The organism is Aestuarium zhoushanense, from assembly GCF_056431045.1.
In genome coordinates this window covers 151,255-165,758 of sequence record NZ_JBWKMA010000004.1, presented here as the reverse complement: position 1 = coordinate 165,758, position 14,504 = coordinate 151,255, and the positions used below count along the sequence as shown (strand labels likewise).

12 protein-coding genes are annotated in these 14,504 nt (G+C 56.8%); 4 read left to right on the top strand and 8 right to left on the bottom strand.

The genetic code is table 11. The annotated features are described in order from the left end of the window. Together AC07ED_RS03110 and ftsY are read right to left on the bottom strand one after the other, a co-directional pair. On the bottom strand, positions 1–903 hold the full coding sequence (locus tag AC07ED_RS03110) for a DMT family transporter (protein WP_105234524.1): 903 nt from the start codon (positions 901–903) through the stop codon (positions 1–3). A gap of 25 nt (positions 904–928) precedes the next feature. Beyond that, positions 929–2,095 carry a signal recognition particle-docking protein FtsY gene (ftsY, locus tag AC07ED_RS03105; RefSeq protein ID WP_105234523.1) on the bottom strand — a complete coding sequence of 389 codons (1,167 nt, stop codon included), beginning with the start codon at positions 2,093–2,095 and terminating at the stop codon, positions 929–931. Between the two features lie 117 nt (positions 2,096–2,212). On the opposite strand from ftsY, the gene AC07ED_RS03100 reads away from it, so the two are divergent. Continuing rightward, positions 2,213–3,238 carry an alkane 1-monooxygenase gene (locus AC07ED_RS03100; RefSeq protein WP_105234522.1) on the top strand — a complete coding sequence of 342 codons (1,026 nt, stop codon included), beginning with the start codon at positions 2,213–2,215 and terminating at the stop codon, positions 3,236–3,238. Positions 3,239–3,274: 36 nt separating this feature from the next. Then, a complete protein-coding gene (locus tag AC07ED_RS03095; RefSeq protein ID WP_105234521.1) occupies positions 3,275–3,673 on the top strand; it encodes a hypothetical protein in 399 nt (132 codons plus the stop codon). On the opposite strand, the gene AC07ED_RS03090 is transcribed toward AC07ED_RS03095, so the two are convergent. Next, on the bottom strand, positions 3,674–6,121 hold the full coding sequence (locus AC07ED_RS03090; RefSeq protein ID WP_105234520.1) for a beta-glucosidase: 2,448 nt from the start codon (positions 6,119–6,121) through the stop codon (positions 3,674–3,676). A 103-nt stretch (positions 6,122–6,224) separates the two neighbouring features. Between AC07ED_RS03090 and AC07ED_RS03085 the strand changes: the two genes are divergently transcribed. Then, positions 6,225–7,259 carry a LacI family transcriptional regulator gene (locus AC07ED_RS03085; RefSeq protein WP_105234519.1) on the top strand — a complete coding sequence of 345 codons (1,035 nt, stop codon included), beginning with the start codon at positions 6,225–6,227 and terminating at the stop codon, positions 7,257–7,259. A 10-nt stretch (positions 7,260–7,269) separates the two neighbouring features. On the opposite strand, the gene purD is transcribed toward AC07ED_RS03085, so the two are convergent. Beyond that, on the bottom strand, positions 7,270–8,532 hold the full coding sequence (gene purD / locus AC07ED_RS03080; RefSeq protein ID WP_105234518.1) for a phosphoribosylamine--glycine ligase: 1,263 nt from the start codon (positions 8,530–8,532) through the stop codon (positions 7,270–7,272). 70 nt (positions 8,533–8,602) lie between these two features. On the opposite strand from purD, the gene xseA reads away from it, so the two are divergent. Further along, complete coding sequence (gene xseA, locus AC07ED_RS03075) at positions 8,603–10,144, top strand: exodeoxyribonuclease VII large subunit (protein ID WP_105236295.1); 1,542 nt, start codon at positions 8,603–8,605, stop codon at positions 10,142–10,144. A gap of 111 nt (positions 10,145–10,255) precedes the next feature. On the opposite strand, the gene AC07ED_RS03070 is transcribed toward xseA, so the two are convergent. The 4 genes from AC07ED_RS03070 to AC07ED_RS03055 form a co-directional block, all read right to left on the bottom strand. Next, positions 10,256–10,765, bottom strand: coding sequence for a CarD family transcriptional regulator (locus AC07ED_RS03070; protein ID WP_067551068.1), 510 nt, complete (start codon positions 10,763–10,765; stop codon positions 10,256–10,258). Positions 10,766–11,009: 244 nt separating this feature from the next. Further along, entirely contained in the window at positions 11,010–11,345 is a 336-nt protein-coding gene (gene fdxA / locus AC07ED_RS03065) for a ferredoxin FdxA (protein ID WP_105234517.1), read from the bottom strand. Positions 11,346–11,393: 48 nt separating this feature from the next. Further along, positions 11,394–11,792 carry an RNA-binding S4 domain-containing protein gene (locus AC07ED_RS03060; RefSeq protein WP_105234516.1) on the bottom strand — a complete coding sequence of 133 codons (399 nt, stop codon included), beginning with the start codon at positions 11,790–11,792 and terminating at the stop codon, positions 11,394–11,396. 3 nt (positions 11,793–11,795) lie between these two features. After that, positions 11,796–14,504 (bottom strand): helicase-related protein, encoded by a 2,709-nt coding sequence (locus AC07ED_RS03055; protein WP_105236294.1) that lies wholly within the window; start codon positions 14,502–14,504, stop codon positions 11,796–11,798.

Sequence of the window (14,504 nt, the reverse complement as noted above, 5' to 3'; positions counted from 1 at the left end):
CTAGCCTCCCATTTCCACAATGATTGCCCCGATGGCGATCAAAGTCATCAGCGCCAAACGGCGCGGCCCCACCTTTTCACCCAAGATGAACCATCCAATCAAGGCCGCAAAAACGGTAGAAGTTTCACGAAGCACCGCTGCTTCGCCGACCTTGTCCAACCGCGTCGCGATCATCACGCCGCCAAAGCTGATCCACCCAATCACAGCCCCCGCAAATCCACGCCACATCAGCGGGCCGATTTGGGGACGTTCACCAGATTTGCGCAGCTTCAGAATCGCGATGATGGGCATATCGACGCCCGATAGGAAAAAGAACCACGCAAGGAATGTGAACGGATCGGTCGCCTGACGAATGCCCCACGCGTCATAGGTCGTGTAGACCGCAACCATCAAACCACAAAGGACCGCCCAAACAAGAGCGACTTTGACCCGCCACGGATCGATCACTTCTTCGCTCAGGTTACGCAGCGCCAAAAGGAGGATCCCCCCCGACAGGCACGCCACGCCGAGCCATTGAACCAGTGTGAAATGTTCATGAAACACGACCGAGGCAAAGATCACTGTGACCAGCGGGCCAGAGCCGCGCACAACGGGATAGACCACGGTGTAAGCCGCGTATTCATAGGCCAGCGCCATCGTCACCTTGTAGATGAAATGGATCACCATAGCGCCAGCGAGGACACCCCACATCGCGCCTTCAGGCCACGGAACAACGAACAGCGCGACAGGGGCTGAGACGAGCGTGAACCATAGGTCAATTGACCCACGCGCCACCCAAGGATCGTGTTTGCCCTTTTGCAACGCACCAAAGGCCGCATGTGCCAAGGCCGCCGTCAAAACCAACAGTGTCGCCAGTTGCCGACCTTGGTCCGTGCCTTCGAGAGAAACGAGCCACTCACCCATTGGACAGACGGACCAATATCGGCATTTAGTTCAGACCAACCAAGGCTTTGGCAAAGTCTTCGGGATCGAAGGGCGCAAGATCGTCGATCTGTTCACCGACGCCGATCGCGTGGATCGGCAGGCCGAATTTATCAGCAAGCGCGACCAGAACGCCGCCTTTTGCCGTGCCATCGAGTTTCGTCATCACTAGGCCCGATACATCCGCGAGTTTCTGGAACGCATCGACCTGCATGATCGCGTTTTGACCCGTAGTCGCATCCAACACCAACAGCGTGTTATGCGGCGCATCGGGGTCTTTCTTACGGATCACGCGGACGATTTTCGACAGTTCTTCCATCAAATCCTGACGGTTCTGCAAACGGCCCGCTGTATCAATCATCAGCAGGTCAGCACCATCCTCATGTGCCTTTGTCATCGCGTCAAAAGCGAGACTCGCAGGGTCCGACCCTTCGGGTGCGGTCAGGACAGGCACGCCAGCGCGCTGCCCCCAAACTTGCAATTGTTCAACAGCCGCCGCACGGAACGTATCGCCAGCTGCGATCACCACCGATTTACCAGCGGCCTTAAACTGGCTCGCCAATTTGCCGATGGTCGTGGTTTTGCCCGACCCATTCACGCCGACCACCAAAACCACCTGCGGTTTCTTTGCATAGATCGGCAGGGGACGGGCCACGGGTTCCATGATGCGGGTGACTTCATCGGCGAGAAGCTGTTTGATTTCTTCAACCGACAGCTTTTTGCCCATACGACCTTCGGCCATGCTCGACGTGACACGGAGCGCGGTATCGACCCCCATATCAGCGGCAATCAACAACTCTTCGAGCTGTTCGAGCATATCATCGTCAAGCGTCCGGCGCGGCGCATCAGGCTTGCGACCGAGCATACGACCCAAGATGCCGGGCTTCGCGGATTCCTCGGTGGGCGCGTCTTCGATCAATGGCATCGGCGTGACGGTCAACTGAACCGGAGCGACAGGCGCAGGTGCAACCTCAGGCTCGTCCTCTACCTCAACCTCAGGCTCGTCGTCTTCGACTTCAACGGACTGCTCTTCGATCACCTCTTCAACGATGGGATCAAGCTCTTCCTCGGCTGGCAGATGATCCTCTGCCTCTTCGACAATAGCCTCCAGCCCCTCATCGATTTTCGACGAAGATTTGGTCAAACGGTCACGAAGTTTCTTGAAGAACGACATAAGTAAGCCCTGAACCGGTTTTACCATCACCTAATGGCAACGGAGGGCGATGGAAAGACCTGCGCCACTGGTCAGTCGCGATTAGGGGGCATATCACTGCACCAACAGGAGAGTCCCATGCGTCCGATGACCCTTTTTACGATTGCGACACTGACACCGCTGCCCTTGATCATGCTTGCTGCACTGACGGGCGGATGGTGGGCGCTTCTGGCGCCACTTTACATGACCCTGATGACCGCATCGCTGGACCAAATGGTGAAGCGGATCACTCCCACCGTGCCCGAGGCCGAATTTCCTGTGGCAGATCGACTGTCAGTCGCAATCGCCCTTGGTCAGTTTTGTTTATTGGGTGCAGTCACTTACGGGATGGGTCACGGCTTGAGCGGTTGGGAAAAGGTCGGGGTGTTCGTGGCAACAGGGCTCTACCTCGGGCAGGTTGGCAATTCGAATGCTCATGAACTGATCCATCGCGGCAGCCGATTCCTGCATGACTTGGGCATGTGGGCCTATATTTCGGTCCTCTTTGGGCATCACACCTCTGCACATGTTCTGATCCACCACCGGTTTGTCGCAACCAAATCTGACCCCAATTCCGCCCGAAAAGGTGAAAGTTTCTACCGATTTGCTCCTCGGGCATGGGTCGGATCGTTCCGAGCGGGCCTCAAAGCGGAATCAGAGCGGCTGAAACGTGCGGAACGGGGCTCGTGGAGGCATCCCTACATCATCTATATCGGCGGGGCGCTTTTGATGATCTGCGCGGCCTATTTGATTGGCGGTAAGATCGGCCTCCTTTGGTATCTCGCCATCGCAGGTTTCGCCCAAGTGCAGTTACTGATGTCGGATTATGTTCAGCACTACGGCCTCCAACGTTATGTGTCCGAGGATGGTAAAGCTGAACCTGTTGCGGGTCGTCACAGTTGGAACAGCCCGCATTGGTTTTCATCCGCTCTGATGCTCAATGCGCCGCGCCATTCGGACCACCACGCGCACCCTGCCCGCCCCTACCCTGCCTTGGAGTTGGGCGAAAACCCGATGCTACCGCGATCGCTCCCCGTTATGGCCTGCGTCGCGCTGTATCCACGGTTCTGGCGCAAGGTCATGGATCCACGCACAGCAAAATGGCGGTCGGTCACCAAAACCTGAATTGAGCGCGGACGGAAAACAGGGGACACTCCCATCATGCGGACCATCACAATTATCCTTTCCCTCTGCGCCCTGCCCGTTTCGGCACAAACGGCCCTCACCGCCGAGCAATTCGAAGCCCGCGTCGAAGGCAAAACGCTCGACTTTGGCTATGACGGCGAAACGCCCTACGGATTGGAACGCTACCTGCCCGACCGCCGCGTTTTATGGAGTTGGGATGACAACACCTGTGAGCCCGGAAAGTGGTATGAAAATGACGGCGAGATTTGTTTCGTCTATGACTTTGACCCCACACCCCAATGCTGGACCTACTACGACATGGACGGTCGTCTCATGGCGGTCTTTATGAATGACATCGACACAGCCACGGGCACGGTTGTCTATGAACTCTCACCCGTGGCCCGTGAACTGATTTGCGATAACTTTGGTATGTGATCAGACAGGGATCAACGCATCATCGCGCTGAACGGTCGCGACACTTCGGATGTCTGCCGCAGACAACCCTGCTTCAATTGTAAAGCTGCCCGCCTCGATCCGCCAATGCCCGACGGTCACGTCAAAGAACGCGAAGGCACGTGGTGGGAGCGCCATCCGAACGGTCGTTGTTTCACCTGCGTCTAGGTCAACTTTCGCAAAGGCTTTCAACTCTCGCGCTGGCCGTTCAACCGAGGCCTCAAGATCGCCAACATAGACCTGCACCACCGTTGAACCACGCCGCGCCCCTGTGTTGGTGACAGGGATCGTGCAGATGATGTCGTGACCATCCTCTGACAGGTCCATCTGTCCAAGGTCAAAGTCAGTGTAGGACAAGCCAAAGCCGAACGGGAACATCGGTGCGATACCGTGTTTGTCGTAGTGGCGGTATCCAGTCATCACCCCTTCTGCGTATCGAACATGCCCAGCGAGACCCGGATAGATTTCAGGATCTTGCGAGTGGGCTGGATTGTCCGACAGCTTGATCGGGAAGGTCTGGGGCAAACGCCCTGCGGGCTCCGCGTCCCCGTAGAGCACATCAACGATAGAGTTGCCCGCTTCTTGCCCGCCATACCACGCTTGCAAAATAGCTGCGACATCAGAGACCCAAGGCATCTCGACGGGCCCACCCGTTTGTAGAACCACGACCGTATTCGGATTGGACGCCGCTACCGCAGCGACCAATTCATTTTGACGACCGGGGAGGTGGATATCCTCCATATCCCAACCCTCGGTATCCCATTCGCCCGAACGCCCAATCACTACGACAGCCACATCAGCCTGCGCTGCGATCTCAGCCGCCTGCGCAATATCAGCCTCAGTCATCGGCACCGAAATACCGACACGCAAAGCCGAATGGTTCAGATTGTCAGGCGTTTTCGAACGGAACTCGATCCGAATGTCATGCGCCTGACCCGCCGTTAGTTCGACTGCACCGACGACTTCATCGTTCCCTTCCTCAAAGAACGTGCGCCCTTTGGTCCATGTCTCTTCCCAACAATCCACAATCAATTTGTTATCGACATAAACACGCGCATAGCCCGCAGCATGTGCACCGATATGATGGATGCCCGATATAGTCGGCGTAAAAGTGCCCGTGATCTTGGCCGCAAAGTTGGTCGGATCGACCTGTCCGCCCGCAAACGGCGGGACCCAGAAGGCATTTACGCTGTCCATCGATTGAGTGTGAGCGGGGTCAGACGTGAGGTCGTGACCGCGATAGAACGAAAGTCCGAAATCGCCGGTAAGGATCGGTTCCCAACGGTGGTTGGTGCAGCCTTTGGCAAAGCTAAGGTTTTCAGCCCCAATGCGGGCCAGAAGCGCATCAAAGGGCGAGACCATGTAGTGCGGGTTCAGCTGGGCAGAGCCGCCACCCATGATCTTAACCTCTTTGGCATTTGGACCGATCAAAGCGACCTTGGCCTCGGGCGACAGTGGCAGAACACCATCGTTTTTGAGCATGACCATGCCGTCTGCCCCCGCCTTGCGGATCAAGTCGCGGTGTTCGAGGCGATCATCCGCACGCTCTTTGAACGGTGTCGTGTCGGTAAGGCTCCCCACCCGATCCATCAGGCGCAGCATGTTCAGCGCTGCAGTGCGCACCGTTTCACGGCTGACCTCGCCCGCGTGAACCGCAGCGACCAGTTTGTCGCCACGATCACGGGTCGGCCCAGGCATTTCTAGATCGAGCCCCGCATTCACGGTCGGCGCGGTGCTGCGTGACCCGAACCAATCGGACATGACGATACCATCGTAGCCCCACTGTTTGCGCAGCACATCCGTGAGCAGCCATTCGTTTTCAGCCGTATAGGTGCCGTTCAAACGGTTGTAGGACGACATGATCGCCCATGTGCCCGCCTTTTTCACAGCGTCCTCGAACGGGCGCAGATAAAGCTCGCGCATGGTGCGTTCGTCGATATCTGAACTGATGGTCGTACGTTCAATCTCGCTTTCGTTGCCAACGAAATGCTTGGGCGATGCGGCGACACCTTTGGACTGCAGGCCCCGAATATACCCGACCGCGAGAGCCGAGGTCAGCTCTGGATCCTCAGAGTAACATTCGAAATTCCGCCCGTTCGTCACACCACGATGTAGGTTAATCGTCGGCGCCAAGGCGACGTGCGCGCATTTCGATTTCACCTCATCCGCGATGGCACTGCCGATTTGTTCGGCCAGTTCAGGGTCCCACGACGCCCCAATCGCGATACCGACAGGAAACGCTGCAGCCGTGACGCCACCGAACAGAGATCCGCCCCCACGCGCCCCGTTCGGGCCATCGGTGACGCGGATTTTAGCTATCCCGAGGCGTTCGATCTCTGGTGTCGACCAAAAATCTGCCCCCGCCAGAATGGCGACTTGTTCTTCCAGCGTCATTTCATCCACGATAGCTTCAATCGATTGGGTCGCCATTTTGAGTGCTCCGTCAGTGGGAATCTAAAATCTAAAACGTTATAGATTTTTCTATAACGTTTATGTAGGGTCCAACAATAGGAATAAAAGGAACGTTTTAAACATGACCGACGCGGGAAAGAACACCAACACTATTGCCGCGCAGGTCACAGAGAAGCCCACACTCAAAACGATCTCAAAACTGAGTGGATTGGCTGTTCCCACGGTGTCTCGTGCGCTGAGCGACGCACCCGACATTAGCGAAAAAACAAAGAAGAAGATCCGCGAAATCGCAGCAGAGATTGGCTATGTGCCAAATCGTGCTGGCGTTCGACTGCGGACAGGCAAGACGCTGGTGATCAGCTTGATCCTCGCACCAGATTCCGAATTGATGCCCCATACCGCGCAACTTATCGGATCAATCGCCCGCGCCTTGCGAGAGACACCCTATCACCTAAACGTCACGCCTTATTTACCTGACGATGACCCGATGAAGCCCATTCGGCAGATCGTCGAAAATAGACTGGCAGATGCGGTAATCCTGAACAGAACCCAAGCGGACGATCCTCGTGTCGCTTATCTATTGGAAAAGCAATTTCCATTTGCCACGCACGGACGCACGAATATGTCCGATCGACATGCCTACTTTGACTATGACAACGCGGCATTTGGGGACTTTGCCGTTCGCCACTTGGTCGCGCGTGGGCGCAAATGCATCGCACTCCTCGCACCGAAACAGGACCAGCTTTACGCAACTCACATGATCGAAGGGGCTTTGGCTGCCGCCACGGATTGCGGCGTATCGCTGACAGTTTTGGATGATGTCGATAGTGACGCACGGATTGACGAAATTCGGGCCGCGATTGCGCTGCGGCTAAAGGACAACCCTGATGTCGATGCGCTGATAACCGCTTCGGGCGTTGCTGCGATGGCCGCTGCCGCTGGTGCAAAAGAGGCAGGGCGGGAAGTCGACATTTTTGGCAAAGAGGCAACGTCGATCCTAAGGTTCTGCAGCCCCAACATCCTCACCCTGCGGGAGGATGCAGCACGCGCTGGCGCGTTTCTAGCCGAGGCCGTGGTTGCGGCACTCAATGACCCACTAGGGTCACCGAAACAAGGGCTTCAAGTGCCAAGCGAGGCTGACTTCAACCTCGCTTGAGTCTGAGATTTCAGAGCGCGCGCCAACCGATATCGCTGCGATAGAACCCCTCGGCCCAATCGATCTGCTCAACCATCGCATAGGCACGCGCACGCGCCTCGGCCAAGGTCTCGCCACGCGCGGTCACGTTCAGAACACGGCCACCCGTCGCAACAATCGCGCCGTCTTTTTCGGCGGTGCCCGCGTGGAAGCAATATTCGCTGCTGGTTTCAGGCAAGTCGTTTAGACCCTTAATGACCGTACCTTTTTGATAGGTGCCCGGATAGCCGTTCGATGCCATCACGACGGTGAGCGCGTGATCATCTGCCCATTGCGCCTGAACTTCGTTCAAACGGCCCTCAGAGCAGGCAAGCATCAGGTCGAGAGCCTGACCTCCCAAACGCATCATCAAAACCTGACATTCGGGGTCACCGAAACGGCAGTTATATTCAACCAGTCGAGGCTGACCGTCTTTGATCATCAGACCCGCATAAAGGACGCCCTGATAGGGCATGCCCTGATCTTTCATCGCTTTCATGGTCGGAATGACGATTTCGTTCAGTGCTTTGGCAGCAACCTCATCCGACAGAACCGGCGCTGGCGAATAGGCTCCCATCCCGCCCGTATTCGGACCAGTGTCACCGTCGCCAACACGTTTGTGGTCTTGCGCGGTGCCAATCGGCAGCACATTTTCACCGTCCACGAGGAGGAAGTAGGACGCTTCTTCGCCATCCATAAACTCTTCGATCACGACCTCAGCGCCAGCCTCGCCGAATTCGCCGCCGAACATATCGTCGATGGCATCCAGCGCGTCTTGTTCGTTCATCGCAACGATCACGCCCTTGCCCGCAGCCAGACCATCGGCCTTCACGACAATCGGCGCGCCTTGTTCGCGGATGTAATCCTTCGCTGGGGCCGCCGAGGTAAAGCGCGCATAAGCCGCCGTCGGTGCATTCGCGGCGTCACAGATCGCTTTGGTAAAGGCTTTAGACGCTTCCAACTGCGCTGCGGCCTTGGACGGGCCAAACACCTTTAGGCCAGCTTCGCGCAGACGGTCAGCGACGCCAGCGGCCAGAGGGGCCTCAGGCCCGATGATAACGAAATCAATCGCGTTTTCTTCGGCGAACGTCGCAACAACATCGCCGTCCAGAATGTCGATTGCCGCACATTCAGCAATCTGCGCGATACCAGCATTCCCTGGCGCAACGATCAGTCGATCACATTTCGGGTTCTGTTTCACAGCCCAAGCAAGACTATGTTCACGTCCACCACTACCCAAAATCAGGATGTTCATTGCGCCCTCCGCTTGGCCTTTGCTTGCGGGCGTTCTAAGGTTGCAGGACGAATATAACAAGGGCGAGCAGATGGACCTTTTCGAAGAGCCGAACGACAACGCACATGAATTTTCCGTCTCGGAAATTTCTGGGGCGATCAAACGCACGCTCGAAGGTGAATTTGGCAACGTCCGTGTCAAAGGCGAGGTTGGCCGCGTGGTCATTGCCCGCACGGGTCACATGTATTTCGACCTCAAGGACGACCGAAGCGTAATTGCGTCGGTCAGCTGGAAAGGCCAAGTTTCCAAACTGTCCCACATGCCCGAAGAAGGGATGGAAGTTGTCGCCACTGGCCGCCTGACGACCTTTGGCCCGCAATCGAAATACCAGCTCAACGTCGAAGATATTCGCCCTGCGGGTGCTGGTGCACTTATGGCGATGTTGGAAAAACGTAAGGCCGCTCTCGCTGCCGAAGGACTGTTCGCGACCGAACGCAAACGCCCCCTGCCCTATTTGCCCGAAGTCATCGGCGTTGTGACGTCCCCAACTGGCGCAGTCATTCGCGATATCCTTCACCGTCTGCGGGATCGTTTCCCGCGCAAAGTGCTCGTTTGGCCCGTCGCCGTCCAAGGCAAAGACTGCGCTCCTCAGGTGGCCCACGCCATCGAAGGGTTCAACCAGATGACCCCGGGTGGCGCGCTCCCCCGACCAGACGTCATCATCGTCGCCCGTGGCGGTGGTAGCATCGAAGACCTCTGGGGTTTTAACGAGGAAATCGTCGTTCGCGCTGCTGCCGCGAGCAAGATCCCATTGATCTCTGCTGTCGGCCACGAAACCGACACGACGCTGATCGACTATGCTTCGGACATGCGCGCGCCGACCCCGACGGCAGCGGCTGAATTGGCTGTGCCTGTACGCCTCGAACTTTTGAATTGGGTCGAAAATCAGGGCATGCGCCTCACCCGTTCGGGCACGCAGGCCGTCACATTGCGCCAACAACGCTTGTCTGACCTGTCCCGCGCCATGCCCAAAGCGACCGAGCTTCTCGAAGGGCCCAGTCAGCGATTGGACATCTTGTCCGATAAACTCGACAACGCTTTGCGCGACTTCACCCGCCAAAAGCGGCTCAAACTAACTGAGGCGTCTGGTCATCTCCGCCCGTCGGTCCTGACAAATCGGATCGCCGAACAAAACCGCCGCCTCGATGATCGTTCGGCTCGACTAGCACCTGCCCTTGCACGGGGGACGCGCCAGCACCGCCGTGATTTCACGGCACTGACCAGCCGTATCCGCCCTGCGGCTCTCAAAGAGAAAACCGCGCTCTTGTCGGAACGGCTAATCCCGCTTGCCCGCCGACTGACCGAACACGCGAACCGCGATCTCGCAGATCGTAAGGCAAAGCTGACCGCATTAGACCGCTTGCGCCTGACCCTCGGCTACGAATCCACGCTGCAACGGGGCTACGCCGTTATCCGCGACGGCGACAAAGTCATCACAACCACCAAAGAAGCCAAGTCCGCGAGCGCCCTCGAAATCCAGTTCGCGGACGGACGGATCACGCTCGACGACACCCCAAAAGCCGCCCCCAAGGCCAAGAGACCAAAACCTCCAGAACAAGGCAGCCTCTTTTAACCTGCCTTTGTGCCCAAAATATCCCGGGGGTTTGGGGGCAGCGCCCCCATGATCTAAAACGAAAAAGCCGCGCAACTTGCGCGGCTTTTCCTTAATCAAAACTTCAACCAATCAGGCGGCGCGACCAACCAGAACGCTGTCGATTTCTTTTGCAGCGTCTTGCTCGTTGTGACCACCAACAGCCGCGATTTCGCGGGTCAGGCGCTCAAGCGCAGCTTCGTACAACTGACGCTCAGAATAGGACTGCTCGCGCTGATCGTCCGCACGGTGAAGGTCACGAACAACCTCAGCAATCGCGATCAGATCGCCAGAGTTGATCTTCTGTTCATATTCCTGAGCGCGACGCGACCACATCGCTTTCTTCACCTTCGCCTTACCCTTCAGGGTTTTCATCGCATGAGCGACAACGTCAGGCGACGACAGGCTACGCATACCCACTTCGGTTGCTTTGTTTGTCGGCACGCGAAGGGTCATTTTGTCTTTTTCGAAGGAAATCACGAACATTTCGAGTTCGAACCCAGCGACTTCCTGCTTTTCGATGTTCACGATCTGGCCAACGCCATGAGCGGGATAGACCACAAATTCGTTCGGGCTGAAGTCGTTCTTCTTGGATTTAGTCATTTTTGTCCTTCCTATGGACCGACCCCAAACAGTCACAAAATCCGGCGGGGCAAAAGCCTCCGTCGGAGTAAGTTGGATATAGGGATGGGTCAGTTTTCCGGCAGCATTTGTAAAACTTATATCACAAAATCCGACTTCTTGGAAGCGCCGCACCGCAGCAGGGGCAAACCCAATAGCCCCATATAAAACAAGGCGATTCTATCGCGCGGATAGAATCGCCTCGAATCAATTTGGTCGAATCAGATCAGTTGCCTTCGCCGGGAGCCTCAGAGAAAAGCTCCATCTTGCCAGGCTTGCCGTCCATATCTTCTGCGGTCGGCATCGGGTCTTTCTTGGCCGTGATAACAGGCCAAAGTTCCGAATACTTGCGGTTGAATTCAACCCATTTTTCCATATCCGGCTCAGTGTCCGGACGGATTGCGTCTGCAGGGCACTCTGGCTCACACACGCCGCAATCGATGCATTCATCAGGGTGGATGACGAGGAAATTCTCGCCTTCGTAGAAACAGTCTACTGGGCAGACTTCAACGCAGTCTGTGTATTTGCAGGCAATGCAGTTTTCCGTAACGACGTAGGTCATGGATCGGTCCTATGATGTTCGGGCGCCTTGCTAGACCGCCCTGCCCAATCATTCAAGCGCGAATGGATCGTCAGAGCCCAGATGCGACGCCATGTTCCGTCTCTCGCGTTTTCCGGGGCGTCCTTTCCCATCAAATGCGGGATTTTTGGGAGCTTTTTCCGTCGCATCCTTGGTCATTGGCGCCAAATCTTCGTAAAGCGCCTGCGCTTCGGGGGCAGGACCACGCCGTTCGCCGATCGCGAGGATTCGGACGACACGGATATCATGCCCTTGGGCAAAGGTCAGAACGTTGTCCGGACCGACCATACGCGCTGGTTTGGAAATGGGTTGGCTGTCGATCCGCACCTTGCCCTGTTTCACCACATCGGCGGCTAGCGTGCGCGTCTTGAAAAAACGCGCATGCCAGAGCCATTTGTCGATGCGGATAGTGGGCCGCGGATCGTCCACGCCTTACTTGGCCTTAAAGCCCAACAAAGCAGCCGCGAACGGGTTGTTCGGGTCGATCTGTTTTTCTTTGCGAGGTTTCGCCTCAAACGACTGAGGCTTGTTGCCACCTTTACCGCCTTTGCCTTTCGGGCCACCTTTGCCACCTTCGCGGCGCGGTTTGCCCTGCTGGCCCTGCGGCTTGCCGCCCTGACGACGCGCGCCAGCTGGACGACCACCCCAAGTAAATGTGAAGAAAACTTCCATTTCCTCGGGCGCAGCATCTGCTGGGGTTTCAGCAACCTCAGCAACGGCTTCTTCGGTCGCTTCGGCTTCAGGCTTTGCAGCATCTGCTGCTTTAACCTTTGCACGCTCACCACGTTCAGCTTTGTAGCCCAGACCCTGCATCAGGTCAGCGAACTGTTCGAGCGTCATACCCGTGATTGACAGCATGTCGGGGTTCGCTTCGAACCCACCACGACTGTCTTTGTCGCGCAGCATGTCTGCGAGGCGCTCTAGCATGTCGATGCGCACAGCGCGTTCACCAGCCGCACGATAACCCGCCATCGCATAGTAACCCGGAACCGCATCCTTGGACGCCGGCACAGTCACCAGACCCGGAGGCGGAGCTTCGGGGAATTCGTCGAGTTTGTTCGCCAGCGACCACAGAACCAAACGCAGACGGGTCGGCGCAGGTTTCAGCAGAAGAGGCATGAAAATAGTGAACTGACCAAAACGCACGCCGTGTTTGCGCAGCGCGCCACGGGCATCTTGGTCGAGTTGTTTAACGTCATCGGCAACTTCGCCACGCGGCAAAATACCGAAACCTTCGGCCAAACGGAACGCAAAGCCTTTGGCCATGCCAGACAGAGCCTCATCGCGCTGCATGTTCAGCATCGGCTCGAACAGAGCAGCGATCTTGCGGTCGATGAAGTGTTGCAGACGGCGCTGAACCTTTTGGGCCACGTCATCGCCAGCTTCTTCGTCAACAAAGGCAACGACCTGCGGCTTCATCGCGTCTTGGGTCGCGACCAGTTTACCAACCGCGTGTTCACCCCACATCAGACCACCCTGTTCGGTATAGTCGATTTCGGTGTCCGGCGCGTTGTAGAAACGGTCTGCGCGCAGATGGAACTGCGGTGCCAATGCCTGAACCGACGCCTGACGCAGGGTCTTGGCCTCGTCCGGGCTGCCAGTTTTGTCCATACGGAAACGGAAGCCTTCCAACTTGCCGACGTATTCACCGCCAACAGTTACTTCACCCTGATCGTTTACTTCGGCCACAAGGCCCTCCTTCTGCTTGAGCCGGCGAAGCAAAACGCTGGTCCGCCGGTCCACAAATCTTTGCGTTAACGCGTCGTGCAACGCGTCAGATAGTCGGTCTTCTACAGCGCGAGTCGCGTCACGCCAATGGGTTTCGTCCCTCAGCCACTCGCGGCGTTGCGCCACATAAGTCCAAGTGCGGATATAGGCCAATCGTTTTGACAGCGTGTCAATGTCCCCGTCCGTCCGATCAATGCGCTTTACCTGCCGCGCAAACCAATCATCAGGCACCTGTCCATGCTGGTGAAGGAAGTTGAAAATCTCACGCAATAGGTTCGCATGTTCATTGCGCGAAATTCCGCGGAAATCAGGAATACGGCAAACATCCCAGAGCAATTGAACGGACGGCCCATCTGACGCTCGCGCGACAACCTCAGCGTCCTGTGACAGGTTTCGCAGCGCGGCGAGGTCATCTGATTCCCGCACCCGCGTCAGCCAAGGATCATCGGTGCGCTGCTCAAGCGTCTGAATGAGCCGTGTCACTGATCCGAACTGTAGCCGCCCATTTCGCCACTGGAGTTTTTTGATCGGACGGAACTGGTGGTTCTCAATCGCCTTCACGACCTCATCGTCTAGGTCGTGTGCTTCTCCCGTCACACCAAAGGTGCCGTCCGTCATGTGGCGCCCAGCACGACCCGCGATCTGAGCCAGCTCGTCAGGTTCGAGATACCGCATCCGCTGGCCGTCGAATTTGGTCAGGGCAGAGAACGCGACATGATTGATATCGAGGTTCAGTCCCATGCCAATCGCATCAGTCGCAACGAGGTAGTCCACATCCCCGTTCTGGTACATTTCAACCTGAGCGTTTCTGGTCCGCGGCGACAATGCGCCCATGACAACAGCGGCCCCACCTTTGGTCCGGCGCAACAGCTCTGCAATCGCATACACATTTTCAACTGAAAATCCGACGATTGCCGTCCTAGCAGGCATCCGACTTATCTTTTTCGAACCTGCGTAGGTGAGAGTCGAAAAACGGTCCTTTTTCATGAACTGTGCCTCTGGCACCATAGCGGCAATCGCGTTGCGCATGGTTTCAGAGCCAAGGAAAACAGTCTCTTTCAACCCACGGGCGTTCATCAAACGGTCGGTAAAGACGTGACCACGTTCAGGATCAGAGCAGAGCTGGATCTCATCGACGGCCAGAAAATCACAGCCCATTCCGGGGGGCATCGCTTCGACGGTGCAGACCCAATATTTGGCACGGGGCGGCACGATACGCTCTTCGCCCGTGATCAATGCCACCACCATCGCCCCACGTTTTTCAACGATCCGATCATAGACCTCGCGCGCCAAAAGACGCAGCGGCAGGCCGATAATACCTGTCGGATAGGCCAACATCCGTTCAATCGCGTAATGCGTTTTACCCGTGTTGGTGGGGCCTAAAACGGCCGTGATGCGCGAAGGCGTCGTCAT

What these genes read in the sequence shown, in the direction of transcription:
- AC07ED_RS03110 (WP_105234524.1), bottom strand. Translation starts at nt 903, where the DNA reads ATGGGTGAGTGGCTCGTTTCTCTCGAAGGCACGGACCAAGGTCGGCAA.
- ftsY (WP_105234523.1), bottom strand. Translation starts at nt 2,095, where the DNA reads ATGTCGTTCTTCAAGAAACTTCGTGACCGTTTGACCAAATCTTCGTCG.
- AC07ED_RS03100 (WP_105234522.1), top strand. Translation starts at nt 2,213, where the DNA reads ATGCGTCCGATGACCCTTTTTACGATTGCGACACTGACACCGCTGCCC.
- AC07ED_RS03095 (WP_105234521.1), top strand. Translation starts at nt 3,275, where the DNA reads ATGCGGACCATCACAATTATCCTTTCCCTCTGCGCCCTGCCCGTTTCG.
- AC07ED_RS03090 (WP_105234520.1), bottom strand. Translation starts at nt 6,121, where the DNA reads ATGGCGACCCAATCGATTGAAGCTATCGTGGATGAAATGACGCTGGAA.
- AC07ED_RS03085 (WP_105234519.1), top strand. Translation starts at nt 6,225, where the DNA reads ATGACCGACGCGGGAAAGAACACCAACACTATTGCCGCGCAGGTCACA.
- purD (WP_105234518.1), bottom strand. Translation starts at nt 8,532, where the DNA reads ATGAACATCCTGATTTTGGGTAGTGGTGGACGTGAACATAGTCTTGCT.
- xseA (WP_105236295.1), top strand. Translation starts at nt 8,603, where the DNA reads ATGGACCTTTTCGAAGAGCCGAACGACAACGCACATGAATTTTCCGTC.
- AC07ED_RS03070 (WP_067551068.1), bottom strand. Translation starts at nt 10,765, where the DNA reads ATGACTAAATCCAAGAAGAACGACTTCAGCCCGAACGAATTTGTGGTC.
- fdxA (WP_105234517.1), bottom strand. Translation starts at nt 11,345, where the DNA reads ATGACCTACGTCGTTACGGAAAACTGCATTGCCTGCAAATACACAGAC.
- AC07ED_RS03055 (WP_105236294.1), bottom strand. Translation starts at nt 14,504, where the DNA reads ATGACGACGCCTTCGCGCATCACGGCCGTTTTAGGCCCCACCAACACG.